Source organism: Vibrio sp. MEBiC08052, from assembly GCF_001506075.1.
In the GTDB taxonomy this organism is placed as follows: Bacteria; Pseudomonadota; Gammaproteobacteria; order Enterobacterales; family Vibrionaceae; genus Vibrio.
Genome location: NZ_KQ947475.1, coordinates 747,631 through 768,199, shown reverse-complemented (window position 1 = coordinate 768,199; position 20,569 = coordinate 747,631). Strand labels below are relative to the sequence as shown.

Here is a 20,569-nt window from a genome sequence, read left to right as displayed (position 1 = left end):
CCACAATCCATGATTTAGGTGAGAGTGTCCTCTTATGTCTCAGTTTTTCATACAGCGCCCGGTCTTTGCGTGGGTGATTGCACTATTTATTATCTTATTCGGCTGTCTGGCGATTCCGAAATTGCCGGTCTCCCGCTATCCATCGGTGGCACCGCCAACCGTCAGTATTATGGCTACTTATCCGGGGGCAACGCCCAAAGCGATGAACGATGGGGTTTTAAGTCTCATCGAGAGCGAATTATCCAATGTAAAGAACCTGATGTACTTCGAATCATCCGCGGATACCTCCGGCTCAGCCTCAATCACCGCTACGTTCAAACCCGGAACCGATCCCGATATTGCTCAGGTTGATATTCAGAATCAGCTTAAAACAATTGAGTCACGACTGCCGCAGGCTGTCCGTCAGAATGGCTTAACCGTTGAGTCAGCCACCTCGAACTTTCTCATGATTGTCGGATTAAGATCGGATGACGGCCGCTTCGATGAAGTCGCCCTCAACGACTATCTGTCCCGTAATATTGTTGAAGAACTCCGCCGTATTGACGGGGTCGGACGGGTACAGTCATTCGGTGCAGAAAAAGCGATGCGTATCTGGGTCAAACCGGATCAACTCAATGCTCGGGGCTTAACCATGGCGGATATCAGTCAGGCCGTGACGCAACAAAATGCCCAAATCGCTCCCGGCAGCGTCGGGGCTGCGCCAACCATATCCGGACAGCGAGTAACTGTGCCATTAACGGTACAAAGTCAGTTAACGACCCCGGAACAATTTGCCAATATTATTCTGCGGACCAATACCAATGGTGCAAAAGTGGTGTTAGGTGACGTGGCTCGCGTGGAGATCGGGTCGCAATCCTATGGTTTCTTAAACCGGGAAAATGGTAAAAATGCCACGGCAGCCGCGATCCTCCTGAGACCCGGGGCGAATGCACTCAGCACAGCGGAGGCCGTCGAACAACGGCTCCCGGAATTAAGGCACAGCCTGCCGGCAGGGATGAAAGATTCGATCCCGTTTAATACCGCTCCTTTCGTCAAAGTCTCGATCTACAAAGTGATCCAGACGTTAATTGAAGCGATGGTATTGGTGTTTTGCGTGATGTTCTTATTTTTGCAGAACATTCGCTATACCTTCATCCCGGCGATCGTCGCCCCGATTGCGCTGCTGGGGACATTTAGCATCATGTTGATCGCAGGCTTTTCAATCAACGTACTGACCATGTTCGGTATGGTGCTCGCGATCGGGATCATCGTTGATGATGCCATTGTTGTCGTCGAGAATGTCGAGCGCCTGATGTCAGAAAAAGGGCTCTCACCACCAGCCGCCACCGCGATCGCCATGAAAGAGATCACGGGCGCGATCATCGGTATTACGCTGGTTCTCACCGCAGTATTTATTCCGATGGGACTATCCGGCGATTCGGTGGGCGTAATCTATCGACAGTTCGCCCTCTCTATGGCGGTCTCTATTCTGTTCTCTGCATTTTTAGCCCTCACCCTGACACCGGCCTTGTGTGCAACGCTACTCAAGCCGGTCAAAGCGACACACGAAAAACGCAGATTCTTTCAGGGGTTCAACCGCGGCTTTGAGCATCTCAACCAGCGCTATGCGGTTCATGTACAAGGCTGTATCCGGCGCAAAGGACGCATGATGGTGCTCTTTATTCTGCTGAGTGCGCTACTGGTTGTCATATTCCGCCAGTTACCCACTTCGTTTCTGCCCGAAGAAGATCAGGGATATTTTATGACCAACATCCAGTTGCCTGCGGATGCCACGGCTGAGCGAACCTTAACCATCGTCAAAAAGTTTGAAGACTATATCCTCTCCCGGCCTGCGGTACAGTCCACCATGACGGTGATCGGATTTGGTTTTTCCGGTTCAGGCACCAATACCGCCCAAACCTTTACCACTTTACGAGATTGGGAAACCCGCGATGACACTTCAACACGTCAAGAATTATTACTGGCTCAGCAAGCGATGGCTGATGTACCGGAAGGCACCGTCATGCATATGATGCCTCCCGCGATTGAAGAACTCGGCACCAGCTCGGGGATCAGTTTCTTTTTACAGGATCGGAGTGGTCATAGTGAGCAAGCGCTCAAAGAGGCGGAAGCGCAACTATTGGCGCTCGCTGAAAAAAGTCCGAAACTGACCGAGGTATACTCAGACGGGCTTCCCTCGGGAACAAGCATTCATTTAGAGATTGATCGTCAGAAAGCAGCAACATTAGGCGTCTCATATACAGATATCAGTGACACACTATCAACCGCAATGGGCTCGTTATACATCAACGATTTCCCCAATGCCGGACGAATGCAGCAAGTCATCATGCAGGCGGATGCTCCGGCAAGGATGCAGATCGATGATGTCCTGCAACTTTATGTGCGCAATCAAAATAACGGTATGGTGGCACTGTCAGAATTCATCACGCCAAGCTGGCGTGAAACTTCACCGCAGTTTGTTCGTTTTCAGGGCTATCCGGCGTTACGCATTTCCGGCAGTGCCGCGTCCGGCGTCTCCAGTGGCGAAGCAATGGCCGAAGTTGAACGACTCGCAAAACAACTTCCTTCCGGATTTACCATTGCGTGGACAGGACAATCTTTACAAGAACGTCAATCGGCTTCACAGGCACCATTGCTGATGGCGCTCTCCATGCTGGTGGTATTTTTAGTGCTGGCCGCCCTCTATGAAAGCTGGTCGATTCCACTGTCCGTGATGTTGGTGGTTCCGCTAGGTTTGCTGGGCGCGGTGATTGCCGTGACGTTACGCGGCCTGCCTGATGATGTGTTTTTTAAAGTTGGCCTGATTACCGTGATTGGCTTGTCAGCGAAAAATGCCATTCTGATCGTTGAATTTGCCAAACAACTACGCGAACAAGGCCACGGATTAATTGAGTCTGCCACGCAAGCCGCACAATTACGCTTACGGCCGATCTTGATGACCTCACTGGCATTTGGTCTGGGCGTTGTACCGCTGATGCTGGCAAGCGGTGCGAGTCACGAAACACAGCATGCGATTGGGACGGGTGTATTTGGCGGCATGGTCAGTGCGACTGTCCTTGCTATCTACTTTGTTCCGACATTCTTTGTATTCGTGACGCATTTTCAAGAACGCCTCACCAACTGGCGAACAGCGAATCAAAAATCATCGGCACAGCCCAAAGGTTAAGTTAATATGATGCGTTTATTTATTTTTTGTCTGACGGGTTTACTTTCGGCCTGTTCTCTGACGCCCGAACTGACCAAACCAGCGCTCCCCGTACCGGCGACTTTTCCGCCCCACGACAGTCAGGCAGGGACGGCTTCAACGCCAATCGCTGAGCTTGGCTGGAGAAGCATGTTCAGTGATGAGCGCTTACAAAAGATCATCGAGTTGGCATTGGCCAATAACCGCGATTTAAGGATTGCGATCCTCAATGTTGAAGCGGTGAAAGCCCAATATGGGATTCAGCGTTCGGCACGAATCCCTCATCTGGATTTAACCATGAGTGCCAGTCGCCAACGAACCCGAACAAACGACAGCGGTGTCACAACATCGGAAATCCAACAACAGAACAATCTGAATATTGGCTTCAGCGCATTTGAAATTGACTTATTCGGCCGTATGCGTTCACTGTCAGATGCCGCTTTTTCACGTTACTTAGCCAGTGATTATGGCCGTAAGGCCGCACAAATTGCGCTCATCAGTTCGATTGCTGACGCTTATTTTTCTGAACGTCTGGCCGCAGAACAACTCAGCTTGACCGAAGAGACGTTAACTGACTGGCAGAAGTCGCTCGACTTGACGCAAAAGCTCAGAATGGGCAATCAAACCAGTGCACTTGATGTCGCCCAGGCGGAAAGTCAGGTCGCCAGTGCGCAGGCCAACCGAGCGGCCAAAATACGCGCATTGACACAAGCCGGAAACTCACTGCGGTTACTTGTCGGTTCGAGCTTACCAGCCGATCTCCCGGCGCCCCGGGCACTGGCAGATCAAGGTGTCATGACCCGGCTTCCCGCAGGGCTGCCTTCGGATTTATTACTGTATCGGCCGGATATTTTGCAGGCAGAGCAAAACCTCATCGCAGCCAATGAAGATATTGGCGCAGCACGAGCCGCTTATTTTCCTCGTCTCTCTCTGACCAGCGCCATTGGTTATGCCAGTTCGGATATCCGCCATCTGGTCGGTTCAGGGCATTCCATATGGTCATTGTCACCACAAATCGAGCTGCCCATATTCCAAGCGGGAAAACTTGATGCATCGTTACAGCTGGCAAAAGTCAACCGCTCCAGTGCCATCGCGCAATATGAAAAAACCATTCAGACCGCGTTTAAAGAAGTTGCGGATGGTTTATCAGGCAGTGAAACATATCAACAACAAATAGCGGCACAAATGAACGTTGTCGCCGCAGAACAACGCAGAACAAAACTGTCTAAACTGCGCTATCAGGCCGGTGTTGAAAGGCATTTGACGTTACTGGATGCGCAAAGGCAACTCTACGCGGCACAACAAACATGGCTGGAACTCAAGCAGCAAGAATTAAGTAATGCGGTGTTTTTATACAAAGCGTTAGGCGGCGGATTGGCTGCCTCATCAGCATCGCGTTAGCGGTCCGACTCGCTCAGCATACTCAATCAGCAACATTTATATTCAGTAAAAGGTATTTCCATGATGCAAGAAAAACATGTCACATTAATACCGGTTCAACAAGAAGACCGGCTCGAATTCAAACAAAAATTAAAGACGGCATTCACCGATGCAGTAATCAAAGAGTTTGGTCAGTATCATGGTAAACCCATTCCCTCTGATGAAGATATCGAGTCGTCATTTGATGAGGAGAATACGGTTCTCTACCATATCTTATCCAATGATAACCCCGTTGGCGGCGCGGTTCTGCAGATCAACGAAGAGACGCAACATCATGAACTCGAATGGTTTTTCATTGACTCAGGCAATCATAACCAAGGGCTCGGCCTTGCTGCATGGCAGGCGATAGAAGCGACCTATCCGGCAACCAAGGTCTGGCAAACCGGAACGCCCTACTTTGAAAAAAGAAACGTCCACTTTTATCTCAACAAGTGTGGCTTCCACATTACTGAATTTTACAATCGCTATCATCCGGATACGCACTTCCCTGCCGGTCTCCGCGATTACAACCTGACGGATTTATATGAATATGAATACTTCATCTTTGAGAAAGTGATGACGCCGCCAACTGACGAACAATTGAAATCAAATTGATATTCAGCAACACGCGGCTCTTCAGTAGGATGTGAAGAACAAAACTTGAGCAATACTCGGTTGATGCTTATCATAAGCCCTAAATTTAAGTTGAGGTCAACAGACGAATGCAGAAGAAAATCATCCCAGAGTGGATCTCCGTCGGGGTGCTGAGTGAAAGAACCGGTGTTGCAGTATCAGCGTTACATTTCTATGAGAAAAAAGGCTTAATCAAGAGTCAGAGAAACGCAGCTAACCACAGACAGTATCCCAAACATGTCATTCGGATTGTCTCGCTGATCCAAGTGGCACAGCGGACCGGCTTTTCTTTGGACGACATATTATCAGAGCTTGAAGGCCTGCCGAACAGTACCCGTGTCACACTTGAGGATTGGGAAGCATTGGGCTCCCGATGGAAAACAGAACTCGATAAAAAAATAACGCAGTTGACTGAGTTAAGAGACATGATAACCGATTGCATCGGCTGCGGCTGTCTGTCTCTTGAAAGATGCCGGCTTCTCAATCCCTACGATAAATTAGGCGAAAAAGGTGCAGGTCCGCATCTGATGAGTCAGTAAGACTTTGCAACATGTTGTCACAAAGCACCATCGAGCTAATGATGTCCTTGAGTAGCAGAAACCATAATTAATTCTATAGTTATGTAATATTGAAGGCATTTGAGAATGGATGATGAAAATTAGCTCGAAGCTCTATCTTAGTATTAGCGTGCTTATCTCGCTGGTTGTGATTAATTATTGGATAAGTTACTCAGGCATAAGCAAATTAATTAATGCGATCGAGTTTGTGACCGGGCCTGCATGGTCAACCGCTGATGGCGCGATGGAAGGCACGATTGGGTTACAGGGGCAGTTGATCCAGTTACAGCGCTTCGCATCCGGTGAAATCACCAAAGCGAAGACGTTAGCGGCATTAAGCGAGCCCACAACTTTTGCCACCGAATCTTTCCAGCGGTTAAAAGAAGCCGGATTAATCGAACAAAACAAAATCAAGCAGTTAGATATCTACCTGACCGAGTTTGAAACCAGTAAACGGTCTTTACTCAACGCAAATGATGAAAGTAGGCTCAGGGCTTTAAGTGCATTACTGACTCAGTTTGACGCGATGCAAGAATTTATCGGGCAACTCGAGGAATCCGGCGATGAAAAAGTTGAGAAAACAGCCGTCGCGCTCGAAAGCACCATAGCCAGTATTAAAAACTACTCTCTTGCCGTTTTAATCGCTGCCATTTTAATTGCGATCGCAGTGGTGACAACCGTTAAAACATTAGTGCTTAAGCCACTCCATTTAATGATTACACGTATTGCTTCACTGGGGAGTTCAAACGGCAACCTAAATATGAAGCTCGATGTGAAGAGTAACGATGAGATTGGACAGCTAGCCGGTCATATCAATCACTTTATCGATGTGGTTTTCAAGATCGTCAATCAGGTTGGTGACACGATGCAAAATACCACCCGACTCGCTGATTCAATCGGTGATAACCTGCAACAAATCGATGAGCGGGCACGCAGACAGAATCATGATACCAATGAGGTTGCATCATCCATCCAAGACATGAGCCTGTCACTGAATGAAGTCGCCGAGTCAGCCAGTCAGACGCTGCTCAGCGCAACGCAGGTACAGGAGCGTTCGGCAACGGGGCAGAGAACGCTGGAAAGTACCGTGAAATCTCTCGATGAGGTCGTTAGCTCAATGACGCAGGCCTCTGGTGTAATCCGTACACTCGAGGAGGATGGACAAAACATTGGTTCGGTGCTGGAGGTGATTCGCAGTATTGCAGAGCAGACCAATTTGCTGGCGCTCAATGCGGCGATTGAAGCTGCGCGAGCCGGAGAATCAGGACGTGGCTTTGCGGTGGTTGCAGATGAAGTTCGCAACTTGGCAAATCGTACCCATGCCTCCACAATTGAAATCCAAACCGTAGTTGAACGGATTCAAAAAGGTTCAAGTAGCGCAGCGAATGCGATGCGAGACTCGCAAGAGCTAACCGGTAAAGTGTCATCCGAAGCCCAAAGCGCCATGGTACTATTTGATGAAATTATCTCCGCGATTAATGATTTTAGTCGCTCTAATCAAGAGATAACCGCGCGAACTCATGAGCAAAGTCAATCGTCGCTGCATTTGAATCAGCAAATCGAAAGTATCGCCAGTAACGCCAGTGAAAATGCAGATTTAACCCGTGCCAGCGTCGCGGTCAAAGAGCAATTGTTAGCGCAAGTCGATGCGTTAAAGCTGCAAATCCAACGCTTTGGCGTGTAAGAAATCGGCTGACTCTCAGGACGAACTTTGAGGCGTGTTTCAGTGCAGAAAATGATGTCTGCCGTCATTGAGAGCGCGCGAAAATTCCTCCTGTTTCACATATCACTGAACATTGTTCAGTGATATGACGTGCCCATGATTACCGACTGTGATCGTTTATCTCTGCATATTTTCCCTTTCACAAAAACTATCGTTATAGTTATGCTCGGTAAAATAGTGCATAGAGTATGATGCGATATAAATTCGGCCTCCAATTTGCAGAGCAATCAACGTATTGGGAATCAATGTCGATAATATGTATATCGGAGCTCAACAGCAGTCAGGAATCACAATGAGCCAGTTCACGTTCAAAAATATATTGACTTTCAAAAATAGAGAAACCGCAAAGCTTGTCACACTTGACGCTAATCTGAAAATATTGAAGTCTTCCGGACGAGAAGTCTTTCTCCAGGATACTGCGGTATTCGTGCTTCTTCACCACTTTTTCACCCACGAGGCGGCGGTGCTCAGTTATCACGATATCGGTTGTATTGTCAGAGAACAAAAGTCAACATTTCATATGGAAGATTGCCCCGACAATATCATCGCCAATAAATATGTTTTTAAGGTCCGGTCAATTTTAAAAAATCTGATGATCGATGATTTTATTGTGACCGTTCGGGGGCTGGGATATAAAGTTTCCGGCAAATGGTTACCACTGTTGGCAGATAAAGAGGATGGACAAAATAAACATGCCTTTTTAAAGGAAATCACAGCCATTATTGAAGACAGCATTGCGTATACCGAGTCCGTCAATATCACGCAGGATAAGAGCGGATTATCTTTCATCAAACCGGATCAAGAGACTGTCTTGAACCATTTTCGACGCATCAATGATTGCTATCATCACTTCTTAAGCCACTATTCAGCCCCGGGGAATAGTATCGAACTGTTTGAATTAAGAGAAAAAATTACTAAGGTGCTGCTTTATACTATCTACTGGCGTGTCGGCGATAACCTGAGTGACGAAAAATTCAGATCAGACTATAAAAATGAACTTCACCTGCTGCTCCGCCAGATAAAACAAGCCCTTGCCTTCCTTGAGTGAAACAACAAGGGCACAGAATAATTGCATTTGTAGTGATCGACTCAAATTGCGGTATACGAAAACCGTCAATTTATCTAAATAAAGGCATACGTGGTTATCATATAAATACCCATCGCGGCCATGAGCATCCCCAAGAATCGGTCAATCAAATAGACTTTACGGTCAAACTTTACTCTGACGCTTGGGATGGTCACAATGAAAATAAATGTCAGATACCATGCCATTTGTACGGCAATGATCGAGATAATGACCAATAAGAGCTTTTCTGTCTCCAATGCAGGAGAAATAATAATGGAAAATAAAGAGATGAAATATATTGCGGCCTTCGGGTTGAAGATATTAACGATCAAGCCGCTCCAAAAAGCAGATTTATTTTCCGTTTTCTTTTCCGCTGGAATCGGCACTTCCGCTTGAATGGGCTCTTGCGTTGGCTTGGCAAACGACCCTTTGATGGATTTATATGCCAAGAACACCAGATAACTTCCCCCAAAAATACCTATCCCTTGGGTAATATAATCCGAATGCCCTAATGCCGTGGTTAAACCGGCAACGGAATAGCTAATGTGAACCAATAAACCGACACAAACCCCCATCCCGCAAACAATGCCGGCTTTGCGCCCTTGACGGAGTGTTTGTTGAGAAACCACCACAAAGTCCGGCCCCGGTGAAATGGAGGCCATTAAATGAATGGTCAAAATAGACAATAATGCGGTCGTGAAATCCATAACTTCCCTCAATGAATGAAGCTCACTTTAATGCGAGCTTTTTACGTTGGCTCCGTGTCACTTGGCACCCGTTCAATGCCATTCAATGATGCCGGGAGCATGTTCGGGCTGATGATGTTCCGGTGTCAGATATTGTTGAGACATGCGATTCCCTAGCTTCGTGTCATTGTTGTAATGGCTTACATGCTAAGTCGCTTTTAGAGATGGATAAAATATGAATAAATCCAAAATAAGAAGATAAATCCCGGATATTTGCCGCAACCGGAATGATTCATCCAGCCTTCAGGAACTGAGGCGATGACGAGATTGCCCTCATTCAGATGGTGATGAAATTAACTCTCCCTCACCGATACTGAACCGATATTTTGAGAATAGAGCGCAAGCTTGGCTCTCCTCCCCTTACATTTCCAGATACTGCAATAGCTGCTGTTTCAATTCTGCATACAACTGAGCCTGAACGTCATCGAGCTGATATTGGCTTCTGTCCAGACACAGTTTGAGTTTCCCCAGCGGTGGTAAACCGCTCAGTTTGGTTATGCTCTCCGGGTGGCTGAAAGAGGAACGTACGGTAATCCCTAATCCGGCTTCAACGGCACGCCATAAATTACTTAAGCTTCTGCCAACAAAGTTAATTTTCCACGGGATACCGTAATGATCTAACGCTTCGGTGGCTTGTTGACGGATCAGACATGAACCGTCCAGCATCACTAACGGCAAAGGCTTCGCCATCAGCACGGATTCTCTGAGGTGTTTACTGGCCGGGCCATACCATTGCATGGGTAATTCCGCTAAAAACTCACTGTAAGGCGCACTTTTTTCACCCATCCATCCCAGTGAGAAGTCTAACTCACCAGAGACAAGATCACGCAGCAGCTCTTGATGACGTCCGACAATCGACTGCAATTGTATTTGTGGATGGCTGCGTGAAAATGCACCTAACAATTGCGGTAATAGCACATCACTAAAATCTTCTTGTAAGCCAAAGGTGACTTTACCTGCCAGTCGGCTGCCGCTCAAACGGTTCAGCAATTCATCATTTAACTGCAACATTCGCCGGGCGTATCCCAGCACCACTTCCCCGGCCTCCGTCGGTTCAAGATTCCGCCCCACTTTCACGGCTAACGGTGTTTGACACTGCTGTTCGAGCTTCTTTAACTGTGCGCTGGCGGCAGACGGAGAACGGCTCAGCCGCTCGGCGGCAAGTGCAAAACTGCCCAGTTCAATCCCTAACACAAAACATCGCAAAGCATCTAAATCAAGGCTACGCATCATCAATCATCCCGAAAAACAAAACAGTCAATACCAATAGTTTTGATTTTTTGAATCAAAATTTCAACTTATGATTTCCCTGTCACTTCAATCAGGCGAGGAAAACAGATGACGACTCAGGAAACCGAACTCATGGCAATGATTGCCCGGCTTGCGCCTCAGTTCCACCAGCTCACTTCAGAGGTGCTCTTCGGACAAGTTTGGCAGGATGACACACTCAGCCAAAGAGACCGGAGTTTAATCACGGTTACCGCGCTTGTGGTGCTCAACCGAATGGAACAATTACCCGGCCACCTGACGCGTGCATTGAGCAATGGCTTGCGTACCGAAGAGCTTAGCGCAGCGATCACCCACTTAGCCTTTTATGCCGGATGGCCTGTCGCCGCCTCAGCTTTCGAACGTTTAGATGCAACCCCGTCTCAATGCAATCAGACGGCAGACTGATCTTTTACTTGTGGTATTCCAGCCACAGATTTACAGGAGAAATCATGATGATAGCAATGCAATACAAATTCGTACTCCCTGCTGATTACGACATGGAACTGATAGAACGCAGGATCAAAGATAAGGGATATTTATTAGATGGCTGGCCGGGGTTAGTGTTCAAGGCTTACTTATATGCACGTCAGGATGCAACGCAATATCACAGCCCTGTGAATTGCTATGCGCCCTTGTATGTGTGGGAAGATCATCAGGCGATGATGGCCTTTCTCAACAGTGACGGATTCAAAGCGCTGTGTCAGCAATTTGGCCGGCCCAAAGTCGAAACTTGGTTTCTTGATGCGGTGCCGACACCACCCGCTGAGCAGCATCACTTTGCATCTATTGCTCATGATGCCAATCAACAAGCGGAAACGGATATTCAAGGCATCAATTACCATGCATGGCAAACACTGAGCGTCACATGGATTTGCGACACTGAACTCAGTGCCTACCAAGGGCGAGAGCTTTATGCAGTAGGATATGTGGCCCGGGGGTGAGCTTTCACGGCAAACGAATACCAAATAACCTAGCGAATATAAAAACCATGAGGTCTCGGGGGACGTGAACACTCACAGCCCCCTTTAGATGACGATTTTCTACCCAATTGCGATTAGCTGAGCTGTTGCCAGATATCTCTAATCACAGGAAAGACTGAAAGCAATAGCAAAAAGGCCATAGACATATTCAATCTGCGTAGATAGACATCATTTTCCAGTTTCTGACGAAGTAATGTACCAAATATCAACCACACCCCGACGCATGGAAACGAAAGAAGAAAAAAAGTTGTCGCGACTGCCAGGTTCTGGATTGTGTTCTGTTCGCCCGCAGTTGTGAAAGCCGTAATCGCACCAATAGCAACAACCCAAGCCTTTGCATTGACCCACTGAAAGAGAGCCCCCTTTAAGAACCCTAATGGGATCGCTTGTTTATGGCCATTTTCAACCGAACGACTCTTGGCGATAAGATAGGCTAAGTAAACTAGATAGACTGTTCCTGTTATTTTGATGAGCAGGCTTAAATGAGGATACAGGTTAAAAATATGGCCGAATCCCAATCCGACCAATAAGAGCATGAGCGTAAATCCGACACATATACCAGTCAGTAAAGGTAAGCTCTTTCGTACGCCAAAGTTTAATCCCGATGTCATAACCAAAATGTTATTGGGACCTGGTGTAACGGAAGTCGTTATAGCAAATAACGCCATAGACATGATGTATTCCAATTGTCATTCCTCTTGATTGTGTTTTTCATTCCGACTCTCTGCGCACGATAGAATCCGGCAAATATTTTATCGAACAATTGTTTTTTATAATGAACGACAGACATATAACTGTCAAATCAAACATACGTTTGTTAAAATGAACGTTTATTTAGACAAGTAACTTTCCTATGAATAGACATGAACCCCCTATCGCTCAGATTGCAGCGACACTCACTTCGGAGAGGAAGCGCTCTGGGCTGAGTATTGCTGAAGTTGCTAGACAGGCGAAAATCGCGAAATCCACCCTATCTCAACTCGAGAATGGTGTGGGTAATCCGAGTATCGAGACACTGTGGTCGATATGTGGCGTCCTTGATATTCCTGTATCACGTTTGCTGGAGTTGCCTAAACAGAAGACGAAAATTATTCGTTATGGGGAAGGCGTCACGATAGCGTCAAAGCGTAAAAACTACCAAGCAACTTTGCTTGCCGCTTGCCCACCAAATGTCAGTCGAGATATATATTTGATTGAAGCTGATCCTGGTGAGACCCATCACTCGGAGCCACATCATCAAGGTGTCATCGAACATGTAATTATTACCAAAGGAAAGGCGCGGATTGGATCAGAGTCTGAAAGCTATGAACTTAATGAAGGTGATTATATTTGCTACCCTGGAGATTTACCGCACATCTTCGAAGCCTTACAGGAAGGGACATGTGCAATGATGGTTTTAGAGCGTCGGTCGAACGTATAGTGACAAATAAAAACGCCGGGAAACACGCTGGGCTTAAGGCCGAGTAAATCCTCGACCAAGTAACACAACTCCTAATATCGAGTCAGAGTCAGTGGTTGTAGTGGCCAACAAACCCCATCAGTAAAGTACCCAGTTTGTCGCATAAACCACCAGAACGATCAGCACAACGAAAAAGGCGATAAAGGCAAATATCATTGACAACTTTTTCATGGCGCTTGGTGTATCAAATACCGCACCTTCTGCTTCTCTCACCCGCCGCTCTTCATCAAAATGCCATTTAATGGCTAAGTAGGCCACAATCCCTAATACAATAATCTTAAAGGCACCAGCAAAGTACGGAAAGAAGTCAGCCCAGCTGCCGTCGTTCATAATTTATCTCCATCAAGTTGAATATCGGTTTTACGGTAGCATAATTTAAGGTTCATGTTTACTCTTTGATATCGTCAAACATGGACATTTTTATTGCTGGTGTAGACGGCCTGAATCAGTCCAACCCCAGCCAATTCGCACTCATGGTAAGCTTGAACATTGTTTACCTGTACCGCCCCCGGCAAAGCAGCTGAAGAAGCCGTGAGGCCATTCAACCCCAAAATTGTGGCTTGGTCTGGGCAGTATGAAAACCTCGAAGGAGAAACTCATCAAGAGCATATGATTTTTGAATTTTCCTCTTTTGCCGAGGCTCAGCGCTTTTATCACAGTGACAGCTATCAAACAGCCAAGAAGTTACGCACCAAGGCAGCCACAGGCACCTTTGTACTTGTTGAAGGAAACGAATAAGACCGTCGAAATACTTCAAAAAGGAATTTTAAACCATTAACACAGGGGCTATCTTCTATGATTCCCCTGCAACTTAGGTGATTTCGTCGATATCATATTGAGCTATAAAAATCTAAATGCTATCTGTTATGTCATGTTATTGCTTCCATGGCATTGGTGTAATTCTTTCTTTCAAAAGTGAGATAAAACCAGATATTCTAGCTGAGCGTTCTTTAGATGGACTGCTTAACAATGCAACGATATCAGCATTGGGTAACGAATACGTCGGTAACAGACGTATTAAATCACCACTATTAATTTGAGGCTGAACATCCCATTCTGATCGCATGATAATGCCAAGTCCTGATATTGCCCAGTCTTTGATGACCCGACCTTCATTGCTCGCAAGTGTAGGGGAAATTCGAATCATATCAGGTTGCCCTTTTTCATCTGCAAATTGCCATAATGTTACGTCTTCATTATTTTCTCGAAGGACAATACATTCATGCTTGGTCAATTCATTTGGTGTTTTTGGGATTCCTCTTCTTTGGATGTATTTGGGGGATGCACAAATAAAGCGTTGATTTTTAGCCAGTGTGATCATTTTGAGAGATGAATCATTTAATTCGCCAATATAGATAATAATGTCCCACTTATGATGCTTGACCCAATTAGGGTTATCAGAGAGTTCAAGTTCAATATCTAATTGCGGATGCATGGTTTTATACTCACCAAGCAAAGGGGCTATGTAGTCGTTACCAAATCCTAGAGGCGCCAGGACTCTTAGCTTGCCACAAACTTGTTCTTTCCTTTCGTTAATCTGCTCTTGCAAGTCATCTAAGCCTTGGAGGAGCAAACGTCCTTTGTCGAGTAAAAGTTGACCTTCCTCAGTTAAAGTAACGATTCTAGATGGCCGCTGAATTAATTTTACAGCTAGCTTCTTTTCAATATGCTGAAGCCGAAGAGTTACTGACGGAGGTGTGATATTCAGTGATCTTGCTGCTTCAGCCAGTGTACGACTCTCCGCTATTGTCACAATAAACTTCAGATCTTCAGTCGTAATCATTTGGTTTAAACCTAATCTATAAGTTAATTGTTGTTAATGTACGATAAAACCTAATTGATGGATACTAGAGCTTATTACTTGGATCTAATCGCTGAGGTAAGAAAGCATGTTTAGCTTGAATCAATCTTCTACATTGCTGGCTCAATATGAAAAAATTGACACGCCATTTATGTATGTTGATAAGTGTACGTTTCTTAAAAACCTAACCCGAATGAGAAGTAAAATAGAATCACAAGGGGCAAACTTGAGACCGCATTTCAAAACGCTTCGTTCGCTTGAAGCGGCTCAATACTTATTACCAGATAACGCTTCTCCCGTTACCGTTTCAACGGTGAAAGAAGCAGAAGAACTCGCTGGTATCGGGTATAACAACATTGTTTATGCGGTCGGTATTTCAGCTCAAAAGTTATACAGAATATCTGAACTCATTGCGAAAGGAATTGATATTGCAGTCCTGCTGGATAGTGTGGAGCAAGCCGTCGAACTCAATGAGTTTTGTCTAAAAAATCAGTGCACTATTGCTGCTTTAATCGAGGTGGACTGTGATGGACATCGAGGTGGCGTTTTTCCTGAAGACCCTAAATTATTAGATATTGCACAGTTACTTTGTGATGGAAAGGCTCATTTTGCGGGCATACTTTGTCACGCAGGGGAGTCATATCACTGTTTTGACACACTCTCATTACAAAACAGTGCAACTAATGAGGTTAAGGCTGCACTACAGGCTGTTGATATATTGAAAGAGCATGGTATTCCCTGCGATATCGTGAGTATTGGCTCAACACCAACGGCACACCATTATCAAAATCTTACGGGTATTACAGAGGTAAGAGCGGGAGTCTATTCCTTTTTTGACTTGGTTATGGCAGGAATAGGTGTTTGTCAGTATAGCGATATTGCCGCCAGCGTTGTTGCAACTGTCATTGGACATAATAAAGCAAAAGGTTGGGTTTTAATTGATGCCGGATGGATGGCGTTGTCAGCAGATCGTGGCACTGCTGACCAACCTACTGATTGCGGATATGGCTTAGTGACAAAAAATAACGGTGCCCCAATGTCTAATATGCAAGTTACCAGTGTCAATCAGGAGCACGGTATTATTGAAGCGGTAAATGGTGAAAGCATCGACTTTTTTGATTTTCCAATTGGTAGCCGTATACATGTGTTGCCTAACCATGCCTGTGCCATGGCATCGATGCATAAGCAATACCATGTATTTGATATTAAAAACGAAACTTATGAAATTTGGAATCGAGTTCAGGGGTGGTAAATGATTTATCTAAATGAGCAACAAACATCACAACTTATTTCTCATCAGCTTGCTTATGATGCTGTAAAAGAAGCATTTATAGCAGCAGTGAGTGATGATGCAACGCTCTTTCCTGTAGTCAATGCTGCTGGTTCGCAAGAAGGTTCCATGTTTTCTTTAAAGTCAGCTTGTACATCCACCTTAGTCGGTTGGAAAACAGGGACATATTGGCCCAATAATCGGGCACTAAATATGCCATGCCATGGAACTACTGTTTTTTTACTAAAGCCAGATACAGGTGAATTGCAGGCAGCAATTGCAGCAAGTAAGGTCAATGCCTATCGAACAGCGGCAGCTGATGCTGTGGCTGTTGACTACCTAGCCCGAAAAGATTCAAAGGTTCTGACTGTATTTGGCACTGGACACCAAGCTGAATTCGAGGTCTTAGCAATTTGTGAAATTCGTAAGATTGAAAAAGTTTTGGTCGTAGGAAGAAGCAATACCGAAGCATTCACTGAAAAATTAAAGCAACAAGGTATTAATGCACAAAGCGCCAGTGCACAAACGGGTTGTGAGCAAGCTGATATAATTGTAACAGCGACAACAGCCCAAGCGCCTTTATTTGATGCTCAATGGGTAAAAGATGGAACCCATATTTCTGCTATGGGCGCGGATAAAACTGGTAAGCAAGAGCTTCCACCAGAACTATATAATACGGCAAGGCTATTTTGCGACTATACAATGCAATCGGTTGCTATAGGTGAGTTTCAACATGCGGTAAATCCACTCATTACTGAGATTGGTCATGTCATAACTGGAAATATTCAAGGGAGAACGACGGATAAAGAAATCACAGTTTTTGATAGTTCTGGCATTGCCATTCAGGATCTATTTGTCGCAGCAAAACTACTGAGTTTAGCGGATAGAAAGGCTGATGAATAATTTAGTCGGTCCGGTTGTGTTAACAAACTACGAGTGACTTTGCTATACCTAAATTAATCCATGAATAACTACATTAGCAAATGTCACCAGCAAACTTTTCTCCAAGGACAAGTTACATCTTCAGCAGAATCGGTTTGATGTATATGAAATGCAAGCCGGCGCACCATCACCGGCCCGTGTGCTTTCTATAGCGCATCAGTGGTTGAAACTGAGTTGGCGATTATGTGTATCGCCAAAGTATTGGGTTTTAAAATACCAAACAAAAAATTAGTTAAGGACAAAAAACAATTGATTTTTGCAACTTCAGCGCTGATTTCACCCAACGATTAGAAGACCTTAATAATGCGTAAATTTCTCATAAACCATTACGCAGCAGGAACTATCGCTTCCCTTTTTAACGCTGCTATTACTGACTCTCTAGCTTCAATTTTATACTTATACTCCACGATACAAGGCCAGTCTTCAAGGTCAATCGAAAACCATTGCATCCAGGTCAGGACGGTATACAAGTAAGCATCTGCTACGCAGAATTCGCTACCCATTAGATAGTTTTTCTGTGATAACTCTAATTCAATGACATTCAGTCGCTTGCGCAATTTTGCTCTGAATAGTTCACGTACTGACTCCGGTAATTCAGCGTTAAACAGTGGTGCGGAACCAGCATGTAATTCGCTGGTAATAAAGTTGAGCCATTCCTGAAGCCTTAGTCGTGCAAGAGTATGCTGCTTCGGTGCTAGGTGGGCTTCCGGTTTCAAATCCGCAAGGTACTGAAGTAGCACAGGTCCTTCAGTGAGTACCTCACCGGAATCGAGTTGCAGTGCCGCGACATAACCTTTCGGGTTGATGGTTAGAAAATCCTTGCCATCAGAAGTCCGTTTAGTAGCGTTGTTCACCCGAATCAGGTCATACTCAATTCCTAACTCTTGCATAACAATATGTGGGGATAAGGAACAGGTATTAGACGCAAAATACAGTTTCATAGTTATTTCTCCAATGGGTTGAGGTCAACACCAATATTGACCTTGCACTAAAATTAAGTAAATTTAATTATATAAATTTCAGGTATAAGTTTTACTAATATGAATCTAACCCAACTAAAAAGCCTAATCGCAGTCGCCGAAGCAGGAAGCTTCACCGCTGCTGCCGAGAATGTGGGGGTTACCCAGTCAGGGATGAGCCAGGCTATTACGGCATTGGAAGAAAGTCTGGGTATTAAATTACTGGTACGTGAACGACATGGAGTGACGCTGACGGCATTTGGGGAGCAAGCTCTGGATCATGCCCGCTCGGCCTTCGCCCATCTGGAGTCCATCCGTCACAAGGCTGCGGCGATAGCAGGAGATCAAGCCGGCTCAATACGATTGGCTGCTTTTCCCAGCGTTTTTGCAACGGTCTTACCACCATTACTGCGCCGCTTTCGATCGCTTTATCCCGATATTGAGGTTATCGCCCTTGAAACCGATGACCGAGAAGTTGAGCTTTGGTTGGAGTCCGGAACCATTGACCTTGGCGTTGTCCTAAACCCTACTTCAGAGAGTGATGCCGTGTTAATTGGCGAGGACGCCTGGGTAGCCGTTTTACCCATATGGCATCATCTAGCACAACACAAAGAACTGTCATTGGTCGAATTGACCAACGAGCCATTTGTATTAGCTACGGGGGGATGCCATGTGCACGCGGCCTCAATTATGGCTGATGCTGGTTTATCGCTATCGGACGTGAGAATTGAGGTACGTGATTGGGTCAGCGCGGTTGCCCTTGTACGAGCGGGGGAAGGTATCAGCCTAGTTCCGGAATCAAACTTACCAGAAAATCGTAAAGGTTTACGAGTGCTGCCGCTAAATCCCCCCATGTGTCGGCAATTTGGCATGATGGTATCAAAACATTCAACATCTCGACCAGCAACATTAATGATGGAATTAACAAAAAGGTATTAGATTATTATCTCCTCCTCAACAAATAGCCCCTCACCCTTTCCTTTCTGTTCGTGTGCCAGGCATTTTTCTATCCAATCCGTATTGTAGCCTGCTTCATGTAACAATGTGCTCACCGTTCGACGTAGTTCATGCAGACCGAATCAGGTCTGCTGGGTTCTCAACTTTCTGAGGTAATGGTTTCTTGTCTGCCATTGATCGAGTAGTTGTAGCGAAAAGAGATAGAGCCTGCGGTAGTGACAGCAACATAGAGGCCATCACGGTCATTGACTTTATAAAGTTTATCTTTGGGTTTGAGATTGCGTAGCTTGGTATCAGTCAGCATGGTATCGGGCGTAATCCATGACATTACCGATGAATCATACCCATCAAAAATACCACGGTCAAACCGTGCTTGGCGTTGCCAGACATTGCCAACAATGACTAAGCCAAAAACAAAAAAAGTCCGCTATTACGCGGACTTAAGTATGATTTAGTGCCTGTTAGTGCCAGACGTTTCTTAAAGGAGCATTATTCCCACTCTAACATCAACAAGAAGAAAATACCCTTAAGTAACAGATATTTATAAAATCACTTGCTATCAATACCATTATCTATGCCATGTTCAGATTTTTTTGATTCTTTCTGCTCGTCGACGCTTTAGTTCAGCTTTGGCCCAAGCTGACGATTCTGCCATGTCTCGCCGTAACTCTACTAGCTCCTCAGGGGTCAACCGACGCACATTAGCCTCAGTATCACTCGGGCTGTCATCGTCTAGAGAGGCGGATTTTTTTGAGATATCGGCCATAAAAGCACCTTTAGAGTCAGAAAGGGATGCTGTCATCCAAGCTCGTCTTCTGAGCCTTCTCGCAGATCACCACCTTAGTTTTTATCTTTGTCTCCAAGCTCTTGATGAAACGGATAGAGGCTGCCACGTGATTGAAAATCAGCAAGCTTTCTTCATAGTTCAATATCGGATTGTCGTGAGCAAGACTTTTGTTATTACGCACATCGTTGAAAGCTTCCAGCACAGAAATACTGGACTTCAAGATACGCTCAGTCATCGCAGACTCAAGATGATTACCAGCGCGTAACGCCTTCACATACTCTCCAAACACACTATGTAGCGGTTTGTCACGAGTGATTGTGATGCCGTGCGGCTCACACGTCACACGGACAAACTTGTTAACAAAGGTATGCAAGCGATCTAGCCCGCCTTCGGGCTGATTTTTCTCAATGGCTTCACGGACGTGTTCCGCCACTACCTCGAAGTCTCGCTCATCAGCGATAGCAGTCAACGCATCCAACTCTGCCACCGGCTGGTCGCTAAGAAGCCGCTGAGAGATTTTCCGGCAATCATCGGTCAGCAGAGGATTGCTATCTCCAAAGCAGTCTTCTTGAACGCCGTAGGTGATCAAACCATCAATTACCCTGCCGGCGGTGTGATTAGGAGCAATATCCCAGAAGGTACGCATCCGCTTGGCCTTTGAGTCCCCACCCGTTCGATACATGGCCGCATCGATTTCAACGCGATAGTCCAAGAAGAACTCGGAATAGGTACGATCAGAGAAGTTCAGTACATACCCGCTGCCCATTCCAAGCAGCTTTTCGAGCTTACGCCGTTCGAATGCGCTCAGGTCTGCCAT

At 45.8% G+C, this 20,569-nt stretch carries 20 protein-coding genes and 1 pseudogene; 13 read left to right on the top strand and 8 right to left on the bottom strand.

Annotation, left to right across the window (positions count from 1 at the left end; translation table 11 throughout):
* Positions 1–34 precede the first annotated feature (34 nt).
* The 6 genes from VRK_RS03585 to VRK_RS03560 all read left to right on the top strand — a co-directional run bounded on the left by VRK_RS03585 (position 35) and on the right by VRK_RS03560 (position 8,564).
* Complete coding sequence (locus VRK_RS03585; RefSeq protein ID WP_059120130.1) at positions 35–3,166, top strand: efflux RND transporter permease subunit; 3,132 nt, start codon at positions 35–37, stop codon at positions 3,164–3,166.
* A 6-nt stretch (positions 3,167–3,172) separates the two neighbouring features.
* A complete protein-coding gene (locus tag VRK_RS03580) occupies positions 3,173–4,585 on the top strand; it encodes an efflux transporter outer membrane subunit (RefSeq protein ID WP_231735730.1) in 1,413 nt (470 codons plus the stop codon).
* Between the two features lie 60 nt (positions 4,586–4,645).
* The gene (locus VRK_RS03575) at positions 4,646–5,218 is read left to right on the top strand and encodes a GNAT family N-acetyltransferase (RefSeq protein WP_231735729.1); all 573 of its coding nucleotides are present in this window, start codon (positions 4,646–4,648) and stop codon (positions 5,216–5,218) included.
* A 107-nt stretch (positions 5,219–5,325) separates the two neighbouring features.
* A complete protein-coding gene (gene soxR / locus VRK_RS03570) occupies positions 5,326–5,775 on the top strand; it encodes a redox-sensitive transcriptional activator SoxR (protein WP_157371842.1) in 450 nt (149 codons plus the stop codon).
* A 109-nt stretch (positions 5,776–5,884) separates the two neighbouring features.
* Positions 5,885–7,477 carry a methyl-accepting chemotaxis protein gene (locus VRK_RS03565; RefSeq protein WP_059120129.1) on the top strand — a complete coding sequence of 531 codons (1,593 nt, stop codon included), beginning with the start codon at positions 5,885–5,887 and terminating at the stop codon, positions 7,475–7,477.
* A gap of 331 nt (positions 7,478–7,808) precedes the next feature.
* Positions 7,809–8,564, top strand: a complete 756-nt coding sequence (locus VRK_RS03560; protein ID WP_059120128.1) for a helix-turn-helix domain-containing protein — start codon at positions 7,809–7,811, stop codon at positions 8,562–8,564.
* Positions 8,565–8,638: 74 nt separating this feature from the next.
* On the opposite strand, the gene VRK_RS03555 is transcribed toward VRK_RS03560, so the two are convergent.
* A complete protein-coding gene (locus VRK_RS03555) occupies positions 8,639–9,289 on the bottom strand; it encodes a LysE family translocator (RefSeq protein ID WP_059120127.1) in 651 nt (216 codons plus the stop codon).
* A gap of 399 nt (positions 9,290–9,688) precedes the next feature.
* The gene (locus VRK_RS03550; RefSeq protein WP_231735728.1) at positions 9,689–10,561 is read right to left on the bottom strand and encodes a LysR substrate-binding domain-containing protein; all 873 of its coding nucleotides are present in this window, start codon (positions 10,559–10,561) and stop codon (positions 9,689–9,691) included.
* 105 nt (positions 10,562–10,666) lie between these two features.
* Here VRK_RS03550 and VRK_RS03545 point away from each other — a divergent pair, with 105 nt between their 5' ends.
* Together VRK_RS03545 and VRK_RS03540 are read left to right on the top strand one after the other, a co-directional pair.
* Entirely contained in the window at positions 10,667–11,002 is a 336-nt protein-coding gene (locus VRK_RS03545; protein ID WP_059120125.1) for a carboxymuconolactone decarboxylase family protein, read from the top strand.
* A gap of 44 nt (positions 11,003–11,046) precedes the next feature.
* The gene (locus VRK_RS03540; protein WP_331456279.1) at positions 11,047–11,538 is read left to right on the top strand and encodes a DUF4865 family protein; all 492 of its coding nucleotides are present in this window, start codon (positions 11,047–11,049) and stop codon (positions 11,536–11,538) included.
* 113 nt (positions 11,539–11,651) lie between these two features.
* On the opposite strand, the gene VRK_RS03535 is transcribed toward VRK_RS03540, so the two are convergent.
* Positions 11,652–12,263 carry a LysE family translocator gene (locus VRK_RS03535; RefSeq protein ID WP_059120124.1) on the bottom strand — a complete coding sequence of 204 codons (612 nt, stop codon included), beginning with the start codon at positions 12,261–12,263 and terminating at the stop codon, positions 11,652–11,654.
* 167 nt (positions 12,264–12,430) lie between these two features.
* On the opposite strand from VRK_RS03535, the gene VRK_RS03530 reads away from it, so the two are divergent.
* Positions 12,431–12,997, top strand: coding sequence for a helix-turn-helix domain-containing protein (locus VRK_RS03530; protein ID WP_059120123.1), 567 nt, complete (start codon positions 12,431–12,433; stop codon positions 12,995–12,997).
* Positions 12,998–13,114: 117 nt separating this feature from the next.
* On the opposite strand, the gene VRK_RS03525 is transcribed toward VRK_RS03530, so the two are convergent.
* Positions 13,115–13,366, bottom strand: a complete 252-nt coding sequence (locus VRK_RS03525; RefSeq protein WP_059120122.1) for a hypothetical protein — start codon at positions 13,364–13,366, stop codon at positions 13,115–13,117.
* Positions 13,367–13,525: 159 nt separating this feature from the next.
* Between VRK_RS03525 and VRK_RS03520 the strand changes: the two genes are divergently transcribed.
* Complete coding sequence (locus VRK_RS03520; RefSeq protein WP_059120121.1) at positions 13,526–13,774, top strand: DUF1330 domain-containing protein; 249 nt, start codon at positions 13,526–13,528, stop codon at positions 13,772–13,774.
* A 136-nt stretch (positions 13,775–13,910) separates the two neighbouring features.
* Here the strand turns inward: VRK_RS03520 and VRK_RS03515 are convergent, their stop codons facing one another.
* Entirely contained in the window at positions 13,911–14,819 is a 909-nt protein-coding gene (locus VRK_RS03515) for a LysR family transcriptional regulator (RefSeq protein WP_059120120.1), read from the bottom strand.
* Between the two features lie 106 nt (positions 14,820–14,925).
* On the opposite strand from VRK_RS03515, the gene VRK_RS03510 reads away from it, so the two are divergent.
* Together VRK_RS03510 and VRK_RS03505 are read left to right on the top strand one after the other, a co-directional pair.
* Positions 14,926–16,089: a DSD1 family PLP-dependent enzyme gene (locus VRK_RS03510; RefSeq protein ID WP_059120119.1), complete on the top strand. Its 1,164-nt coding sequence runs from the start codon at positions 14,926–14,928 to the stop codon at positions 16,087–16,089.
* Complete coding sequence (locus VRK_RS03505) at positions 16,090–17,010, top strand: ornithine cyclodeaminase family protein (RefSeq protein ID WP_059120118.1); 921 nt, start codon at positions 16,090–16,092, stop codon at positions 17,008–17,010.
* A 365-nt stretch (positions 17,011–17,375) separates the two neighbouring features.
* Here VRK_RS03505 and gstA read toward each other — a convergent pair whose 3' ends face one another.
* Positions 17,376–17,990 (bottom strand): glutathione transferase GstA, encoded by a 615-nt coding sequence (gene gstA, locus VRK_RS03500; RefSeq protein WP_059120117.1) that lies wholly within the window; start codon positions 17,988–17,990, stop codon positions 17,376–17,378.
* 99 nt (positions 17,991–18,089) lie between these two features.
* Between gstA and VRK_RS03495 the strand changes: the two genes are divergently transcribed.
* Entirely contained in the window at positions 18,090–18,947 is an 858-nt protein-coding gene (locus VRK_RS03495; RefSeq protein ID WP_059120116.1) for a LysR family transcriptional regulator, read from the top strand.
* Positions 18,948–19,116: 169 nt separating this feature from the next.
* Here VRK_RS03495 and VRK_RS03490 read toward each other — a convergent pair.
* Positions 19,117–19,269: pseudogene (locus VRK_RS03490) on the bottom strand (Arm DNA-binding domain-containing protein); the annotation flags it as partial.
* Positions 19,270–19,747: 478 nt separating this feature from the next.
* Complete coding sequence (locus VRK_RS03485; RefSeq protein ID WP_059120114.1) at positions 19,748–20,569, bottom strand: abortive infection family protein; 822 nt, start codon at positions 20,567–20,569, stop codon at positions 19,748–19,750.

Coding starts and splice junctions, on each gene's coding strand:
- VRK_RS03585 (WP_059120130.1), top strand. CDS start 35: ATGTCTCAGTTTTTCATACAGCGCCCGGTCTTTGCGTGGGTGATTGCA.
- VRK_RS03580 (WP_231735730.1), top strand. CDS start 3,173: ATGATGCGTTTATTTATTTTTTGTCTGACGGGTTTACTTTCGGCCTGT.
- VRK_RS03575 (WP_231735729.1), top strand. CDS start 4,646: ATGATGCAAGAAAAACATGTCACATTAATACCGGTTCAACAAGAAGAC.
- soxR (WP_157371842.1), top strand. CDS start 5,326: ATGCAGAAGAAAATCATCCCAGAGTGGATCTCCGTCGGGGTGCTGAGT.
- VRK_RS03565 (WP_059120129.1), top strand. CDS start 5,885: ATGATGAAAATTAGCTCGAAGCTCTATCTTAGTATTAGCGTGCTTATC.
- VRK_RS03560 (WP_059120128.1), top strand. CDS start 7,809: ATGAGCCAGTTCACGTTCAAAAATATATTGACTTTCAAAAATAGAGAA.
- VRK_RS03555 (WP_059120127.1), bottom strand. CDS start 9,289: ATGGATTTCACGACCGCATTATTGTCTATTTTGACCATTCATTTAATG.
- VRK_RS03550 (WP_231735728.1), bottom strand. CDS start 10,561: ATGATGCGTAGCCTTGATTTAGATGCTTTGCGATGTTTTGTGTTAGGG.
- VRK_RS03545 (WP_059120125.1), top strand. CDS start 10,667: ATGACGACTCAGGAAACCGAACTCATGGCAATGATTGCCCGGCTTGCG.
- VRK_RS03540 (WP_331456279.1), top strand. CDS start 11,047: ATGATGATAGCAATGCAATACAAATTCGTACTCCCTGCTGATTACGAC.
- VRK_RS03530 (WP_059120123.1), top strand. CDS start 12,431: ATGAATAGACATGAACCCCCTATCGCTCAGATTGCAGCGACACTCACT.
- VRK_RS03525 (WP_059120122.1), bottom strand. CDS start 13,366: ATGAACGACGGCAGCTGGGCTGACTTCTTTCCGTACTTTGCTGGTGCC.
- VRK_RS03515 (WP_059120120.1), bottom strand. CDS start 14,819: ATGATTACGACTGAAGATCTGAAGTTTATTGTGACAATAGCGGAGAGT.
- VRK_RS03510 (WP_059120119.1), top strand. CDS start 14,926: ATGTTTAGCTTGAATCAATCTTCTACATTGCTGGCTCAATATGAAAAA.
- VRK_RS03505 (WP_059120118.1), top strand. CDS start 16,090: ATGATTTATCTAAATGAGCAACAAACATCACAACTTATTTCTCATCAG.
- gstA (WP_059120117.1), bottom strand. CDS start 17,990: ATGAAACTGTATTTTGCGTCTAATACCTGTTCCTTATCCCCACATATT.
- VRK_RS03495 (WP_059120116.1), top strand. CDS start 18,090: ATGAATCTAACCCAACTAAAAAGCCTAATCGCAGTCGCCGAAGCAGGA.
- VRK_RS03485 (WP_059120114.1), bottom strand. CDS start 20,569: ATGGCAGACCTGAGCGCATTCGAACGGCGTAAGCTCGAAAAGCTGCTT.